The sequence below is a fragment of the Streptomyces yangpuensis genome (assembly GCF_001005295.1).
GTDB lineage: Bacteria > Actinomycetota > Actinomycetes > Streptomycetales > Streptomycetaceae > Streptomyces > Streptomyces yangpuensis.
In genome coordinates this window covers 195,894-202,502 of record NZ_LBMK01000011.1, presented here as the reverse complement: position 1 = coordinate 202,502, position 6,609 = coordinate 195,894, and the positions used below count along the sequence as shown (strand labels likewise).

6 protein-coding genes are annotated in these 6,609 nt (G+C 68.4%); all 6 read left to right on the top strand.

Annotation, left to right across the window (positions count from 1 at the left end; translation table 11 throughout):
• The first annotated feature begins 160 nt into the window (after positions 1-160).
• The 6 genes from AAT21_RS33795 to AAT21_RS36370 all read left to right on the top strand — a co-directional run bounded on the left by AAT21_RS33795 (position 161) and on the right by AAT21_RS36370 (position 6,566).
• Positions 161-751 carry a CDP-alcohol phosphatidyltransferase family protein gene (locus tag AAT21_RS33795; RefSeq protein ID WP_046780784.1) on the top strand — a complete coding sequence of 197 codons (591 nt, stop codon included), beginning with the start codon at positions 161-163 and terminating at the stop codon, positions 749-751.
• 100 nt (positions 752-851) lie between these two features.
• Positions 852-3,347 carry a mannose-1-phosphate guanyltransferase gene (locus AAT21_RS33790; RefSeq protein WP_046780783.1) on the top strand — a complete coding sequence of 832 codons (2,496 nt, stop codon included), beginning with the start codon at positions 852-854 and terminating at the stop codon, positions 3,345-3,347.
• A 109-nt stretch (positions 3,348-3,456) separates the two neighbouring features.
• Complete coding sequence (locus tag AAT21_RS33785; protein ID WP_079026137.1) at positions 3,457-4,365, top strand: DUF881 domain-containing protein; 909 nt, start codon at positions 3,457-3,459, stop codon at positions 4,363-4,365.
• Entirely contained in the window at positions 4,362-4,694 is a 333-nt protein-coding gene (locus tag AAT21_RS33780; protein WP_007262894.1) for a small basic family protein, read from the top strand. Before AAT21_RS33785 ends, AAT21_RS33780 begins: the two co-directional genes overlap by 4 nt.
• Before the next feature lie 5 nt (positions 4,695-4,699).
• The gene (locus AAT21_RS33775; protein ID WP_046780820.1) at positions 4,700-5,548 is read left to right on the top strand and encodes a DUF881 domain-containing protein; all 849 of its coding nucleotides are present in this window, start codon (positions 4,700-4,702) and stop codon (positions 5,546-5,548) included.
• An 82-nt stretch (positions 5,549-5,630) separates the two neighbouring features.
• Entirely contained in the window at positions 5,631-6,566 is a 936-nt protein-coding gene (locus tag AAT21_RS36370) for an FHA domain-containing protein (protein WP_200904505.1), read from the top strand.
• The last annotated feature ends 43 nt before the right edge of the window (positions 6,567-6,609 follow it).

The window sequence follows — 6,609 nt, the reverse complement described above, 5'->3', positions numbered from 1 at the left end:
GGACCCTGTGGGAGAGTAGGACGCCGCCGAACAATCATTGTGGGAAAGCCCCGCACCGTCATGGTGCGGGGCTTTTCTGCGTTCCGGACACCTGTGTGGTCTCCTGTAGGGTCAGGGGGCATCGAACGACCATTTCTACCGTCACAGTGGAGGCCCCCGGGTGGAGGTCCAGGAGACTCGGGTTCAGACTGACCGAATTTTCACCATTCCGAACATCCTGAGCATGGCTCGCCTGGCCGGCGTGCCCCTGTTCCTGTGGCTGATCCTCGCGGAGTACGACGGGTGGGCCCTGGCCGTCCTCATGCTCAGCGGAGTCAGTGACTACCTCGACGGGAAGCTCGCCCGGCGCTGGAATCAGATCAGCAGGCTCGGCCGCCTGCTGGATCCCGCCGCGGACCGTCTCTACATCCTGTCGACGCTGTTCGGCCTGACGTATCGCGAGATCCTTCCGCTGTGGCTCACCGGAGCTCTCCTCGCACGAGAGCTGATGTTGCTGGTCATGGTGTGGATCCTGCGCCGCCACGGATATCCGCCGCCGCAGGTCAACTTCCTCGGCAAGGCCGCGACCTTCAACCTCATGTACGCCTTCCCGTTGCTCCTGCTCAGTGACGGAAGCGGCTGGTTGGCCTGGTTGGCGTCAGTTTTCGGATGGGCGTTCGCGGGATGGGGTACAACCCTCTATTGGTGGGCAGGAATCCTTTACGTGGTTCAAGTCCGCCGCCTGGTGAAGGCTGACGCCACGGCCGATTGAGCCCGCCCGACGCCGGATGACGCGGAGGAGTCGCGAAGTCACCGAACGAGGCGGGTGAGAGTCGGCACGACTGTCATCTCTCAAGGAGGACTCTTCCGACATGAAGGCCGTCGTGATGGCCGGCGGCGAGGGCACACGCCTTCGCCCCATGACCTCGAGCATGCCCAAGCCGCTCCTGCCGGTGGCGAACCGCCCGATCATGGAGCACGTGCTCAGGCTGCTCAAGCGGCACGGTCTCAGCGAGACCGTGGTAACCGTCCAGTTCCTGGCCTCGCTCGTCAAGAACTACTTCGGGGACGGCGAAGAGCTCGGTATGGAGCTCACCTATGCCAACGAGGAAAAGCCACTCGGGACCGCCGGCAGCGTGAAGAACGCCGAGGAGGCCTTGAAGGATGACGCCTTCGTCGTCATTTCCGGCGATGCGCTGACCGACTTCGACCTCACCGACCTGATCCGCTTCCACAAGGAGAAGGGCGCACTCGTCACGGTGTGCCTGACCCGGGTGCCGAACCCACTGGAATTCGGCATCACCATCGTGGACGAGGAAGGCAAGGTGGAGCGCTTCCTGGAGAAGCCCACCTGGGGCCAGGTGTTCTCGGACACCGTCAACACCGGCATCTACGTCATGGAACCCGAGGTCTTCGACTACGTCGAAGCCGACGTCTCGGTCGACTGGTCCAGCGATGTCTTCCCCCAGCTGATGAAGGAAGGCCGGCCGATCTACGGCTACGTGGCCGAGGGCTACTGGGAGGACGTGGGCACCCACGAGAGCTATGTCAAGGCGCAGGCCGACGTGCTCGAGGGCAAGGTCGAGGTCGAGATGGACGGCTTCGAGATCTCCCCGGGAGTCTGGGTCGCCGAAGGCGCCGAGGTCAGCCCGGACGCCGTGCTCCGCGGACCGCTCTACATCGGTGACTACGCCAAGATCGAAGCCGGCGTGGAGATCCGCGAGCACACCGTCATCGGGTCGAACGTCGTCGTCAAGAGCGGCGCCTTCCTGCACCGGGCCGTCGTCCACGACAACGTGTACATCGGCCCGCACAGCAACCTCCGCGGCTGCGTCATCGGCAAGAACACCGACATCATGCGCGCCGCCCGCATCGAGGACGGGGCCGTCATCGGCGACGAATGCCTCGTCGGTGAGGAATCGATCGTCCAGGGCAACGTACGCGTCTACCCCTTCAAGACGATCGAGGCCGGTGCCTTCGTCAACACGTCCGTCATCTGGGAGTCCCGTGGACAGGCCCACCTCTTCGGTGCGCGCGGAGTCTCCGGGATCCTCAACGTCGAGATCACTCCGGAACTCGTGGTCCGGCTCGCCGGCGCGTACGCCACGACCCTGAAGAAGGGCGCGATCGTCACGACGGCCCGCGACCACTCCCGCGGGGCCCGGGCGCTCAAGCGGGCCGTGATCTCGGCACTGCAGGCCAGCGCGATCAACGTACGGGACCTGGAGAACGTACCGCTGCCGGTGGCCAGGCAGCAGACCGCGAGAGGGAGCGCCGGCGGGATCGTCCTGCGGACCTCGCCCGGAGTGCCGGACTCCGTCGACATCATGTTCCTCGACGAACGGGGCGCGGACCTCTCGCTGCAGCAGCAGCGCAAGCTGGACCGCGTGTACGCGCGCCAGGAGTACCGGCGGGCCTTCCCCGGCGAGATCGGCGACCTGCAGTTCCCGGGCAGCGTCTACGACGCGTACACCGGCTCGCTGCTGCGGCGCGTGGACACCACGGGTATCGGTGACGCCGGGCTCAAGGTGGTCGTCGACGCCACCAACGGCAGCGCTGGACTGGTCATGCCGAGCCTCCTGGGACGGCTCGGCGTGGACGCCCTGACGATCAACCCCGGGCTCGACGAGTCCAGGCCGACCGAGAGCGCCGAGTCCCGGCGGGCCGGCCTGGTGCGGCTGGGCGAGATCGTGGCCTCGGCGCGGGCGGCCTTCGGCGTACGGTTCGACCCGGTGGGCGAGCGCATCTCGCTGGTGGACGAGCGCGGGCGGATCATCGAGGACGACCGGGCGCTGCTCGTCATGCTCGACCTGGTGGCCGCGGAGAAGCGCAGCGGCAAGGTCGCGCTGCCGGTCACCACGACGCGCGTCGCCGAGCAGGTGGCGGCCTACCACGGCACCCAGGTGGAGTGGACGACGACCTCGCCCGACGACCTGACCCGGGTCGGGCGGGCCGAGAACACGATCTTCGGCGGGGACGGCCGGGGCGGCTTCATCGTTCCGGAGTTCAGCAGCGTCTTCGACGGGTCGGCGGCGTTCGTACAGCTGCTGGGCCTGGTGGCGCGTACCCAGCTCACCCTGAGCCAGATCGACGCCCGGATCCCGCGGGCCCACGTGCTCAAGCGTGACGTGCCGACGCCGTGGGCGGTGAAGGGGCTCGTCATGCGGCGGGTCGTGGAAGCGGCCGGAGACCGGCAGGTGGACACCACGGACGGGGTGCGGGTGGTGGAGGCCGACGGACGGTGGGCGCTGGTCCTCCCGGACCCGGCGGAGGCCGTGACGCACCTGTGGGCCGAAGGCCCCGACGACGCCTCCGCGCAGGCACTGCTCGAGGAGTGGGCGGGCGTGGTGGACGGCGCCGGGCACTGAATGCCGGGCGGCCGATGACGTAGGGCGGAAGTCCGGTGGGCCGGGGCGGGGTGACCGGCCCGGCCCACCGGATGGACGCATTGGGTGTGTGCGGCGCCGACATGCGACGATGTGCGGCATGTCGCAGCCGCCCCACAACCGGACTCCGGCGTCTTCTGTGCCAGCGCGCCCCGACGCCTCCATGTCGCTGCTGACGCACGTGATGGACCACAGCCTCGACGAGGGCTACGCGGAAGCGACGGCTCGGCGCGAGGCGGACGGCACGGCCGGGCTGCCCCGCACGCTCAAGGCGAAACTGGGACTCGCCGCCGGACTCGTGGCCGCCGCGATGGTCGTCACGCTCGGCGCCGCCGAGGCACGCCTGGACGCGCCGGTGCTGGCCAAGGAGCGCCAGGAACTGATCGACCGGGTGCAGCGCGCCGACGAGCGCGCGGACGCCCTGGAGCAGAACATCGACCGGCTGAGGATCGATGTCGCCGCACGTCAGCGCGCGGCCCTCAAGCAGCCCGGGAACAGCCAGGGCGAGCTCGTCTCCCAGCTGGCCGGTGCCACCGAGGTCCGCGGACCGGGGATCAGGCTGGTGGTGGACGACGCGAAGGGCTCCACCACCGGCGACGGCGGGAAGCCGCGCGAGAGCAGCGGCTTCTCGGACACCGGACGGCTCCGCGACCGCGACATGCAGAAGATCGTCAACGGACTGTGGCAGTCCGGCGCCGAGGCGATCTCGATCAACGGACAGCGGCTGACGGAGCTGTCGGCGATCAGGGCCGCGGGTGACGCGATACTGGTCGACAACCGGCCGCTGGTGCCGCCGTACGAGGTGCTTGCGGTGGGGGACAAGAAGCGGCTCGGCCCGGCCTTCCAGGATTCGGCGGACGGCCAGTACCTGCACGTGCTGCAGGAGAGCTACGGGATCCGCTCCACCCTGTCCGCGGCCGACGAGCTCCGGCTGCCGGCCGCTTCCAGCCTGATCGTACGTACAGCCACAGCAGCAGAGCAGCAGAAGGGTGCATCGTGATCGCGGTACTGGGCCTCTTGGCCGGAGTGGTGGTCGGACTTCTGGTCCGGCCCGAGGTACCGGCCGTGGTGGAGCCTTATCTGCCGATCGCCGTGGTGGCGGCGCTGGACGCGGTGTTCGGGGGCTTGCGCGCCATGCTGGACGGCATCTTCGTCGACAAGGTCTTCGTGGTGTCGTTTCTGTCGAACGTCGTCGTGGCCGCGCTGATCGTCTTCCTCGGCGACAAGCTGGGCGTCGGCTCTCAGCTGTCCACCGGCGTGGTGGTCGTCCTCGGCATCCGCATCTTCTCCAACGCCGCGGCCATCCGCCGGCACGTTTTCCGGGCGTGATGGCGATGAGCGGCGCGAACGACACCCCGGCGGAGGAACCGAACGTCCCGGAACGGCCTCTTGAAGAGGGACAGGCAGAGGGAAAGACAGCGGGAAAGGCAGAGGGAAACGCACAGGCGGAGCCGGTCGCCGAGGAGACCGGCCGGCAGCGGCTCGCCGCCGGTCTGTGGCCGCCGAGGGTCAGCCGGGCCCAACTGATCGTGGCGCTGCTGCTGTTCGTCCTGGGCCTGGGCCTGGCGATCCAGGTGCGCTCGAACAGCGACTCCAGTGCCCTGCGCGGGGCACGGCAGGAGGACCTCGTACGGATCCTCGACGAGCTCGACGGGCGGACCAAACGGCTGGAGGACGAGAAGCAGCGCTTGGAGGACCAGCGCCGGGAGCTGGAGAGCAGCTCCAACCAGGCCGAGGAGGCCCGCAGGCAGACCGTGGAGAAGGAGCGTCAACTGGGCATCCTGGCCGGTACGGTGGCAGCACAGGGACCGGGCATCACGCTCAAGATCACTGATCCCACCGGCCAGGTTCAGTCCGATCAGCTGCTGGACACGCTCCAGGAGCTGCGGGCCGCCGGGGCCGAGGCGATCCAGATCAACGGGGTGCGCATCGTGGCAGGCTCGTACTTCTCCGACGAGAACGGCGGGGTGGGGATCGACGGCAAGAAGATCACACAACCCTACGAGTTCAAGGTGATCGGCAAGCCGCAGGATCTGGAGCCCGCGCTGAACATCCCCGGCGGTGTCGTCCAGACGCTGGAGAAGGAGCAGGCCACGGTGGCTGTCACACGGTCGGCGAAGATCGTTGTGGATGCCTTGCGGGCTGCGAAGCAGCCTGACTACGCTCGGTCGTCATCGGGATGAAGCGGAGTGGAGGGTGGAGCGGCTCACGCGGGCTGATGCCTGCGGGGGGTCGCCGCACCGAAGTTGCGGTGCGTGGTGGAAACTGTCTGGTGGTTACGGACGTTGTGAGAATGTCCGGGTCGGCAGGTGTCTGCATTCGGAGTTCGTCCTGCCCCACGGGCGGGTCTGTTTCAGTCAAGGGGAATCGCCCGTGAAGTTGTTTGAGAAGTTGTTCGGCAAGAAGAACCGCGAGGAGAGCGGTGCGGCGCGGCACCGTGCCGGCGGCGCGGAAGGGCAGGGTGACCGCCCGCTGTTCCGTGACGAGGTCCCTGGCGCGGGTGAGCCGGGCGCGCACGGCGCGTCGTCTGTTGACCCTGCCGGTACCGGCCGCATAGGTTTCGGTGATCCATCAACCTCAAGTGCGGGTGGAGGGTTTGCCCCCGACCCGTATGCCACCAATGCCTCCGCGGGGCAGCCGCGGCGCGAGGAGCCGTCCATGTCGGCCGAGCAGGTTTGCAGCAGGTGCGGACACCGTAGCGATGCGGCCAGCCGGTTCTGCTCCAACTGCGGAGCGCCGCTGCGGGCGGGTCTGACGCCGGAGCGTGCCTCGGAGACCACGTCCACCATCTCGATCTCGGGCCTGGAGGCCTACGAGGCCGAGGTGACGGGCCAGACGCACGTGTCGTCCTCGCTGTCCCCCGAGGCCCAGGCCGCGGTGGAGGCACTGCCGCCCGGTTCCGCCCTGCTCATCGTGCGGCGCGGACCCAACTCCGGCAGCCGCTTCCTCCTGGACGGCGAACTGACCACGGCCGGCCGGCACCCGCAGAGCGACATCTTCCTGGACGACGTCACCGTCTCCCGGCGCCATGTCGAGTTCCGCAGGAGCCAGGACGGCGGCTTCACCGTCGCCGATGTCGGCAGCCTCAACGGCACGTACGTCAACCGTGAACCGATCGACTCCGTCCCCCTGCACAACGGCGACGAGGTGCAGATCGGCAAGTACCGGATGGTCTTCTACGCGAGCCTGCGGGGCGTCTGACCCTCCCCCGGACCCGGTCCGGGGGGACCCGAGGGAAGGTCCC

Bases quoted from the DNA above. Each gene is read 5' to 3' on its own strand.
- AAT21_RS33790 (WP_046780783.1), top strand. From the start codon at position 852: ATGAAGGCCGTCGTGATGGCCGGCGGCGAGGGCACACGCCTTCGCCCC.
- AAT21_RS33785 (WP_079026137.1), top strand. From the start codon at position 3,457: ATGTGCGGCATGTCGCAGCCGCCCCACAACCGGACTCCGGCGTCTTCT.
- AAT21_RS33775 (WP_046780820.1), top strand. From the start codon at position 4,700: ATGAGCGGCGCGAACGACACCCCGGCGGAGGAACCGAACGTCCCGGAA.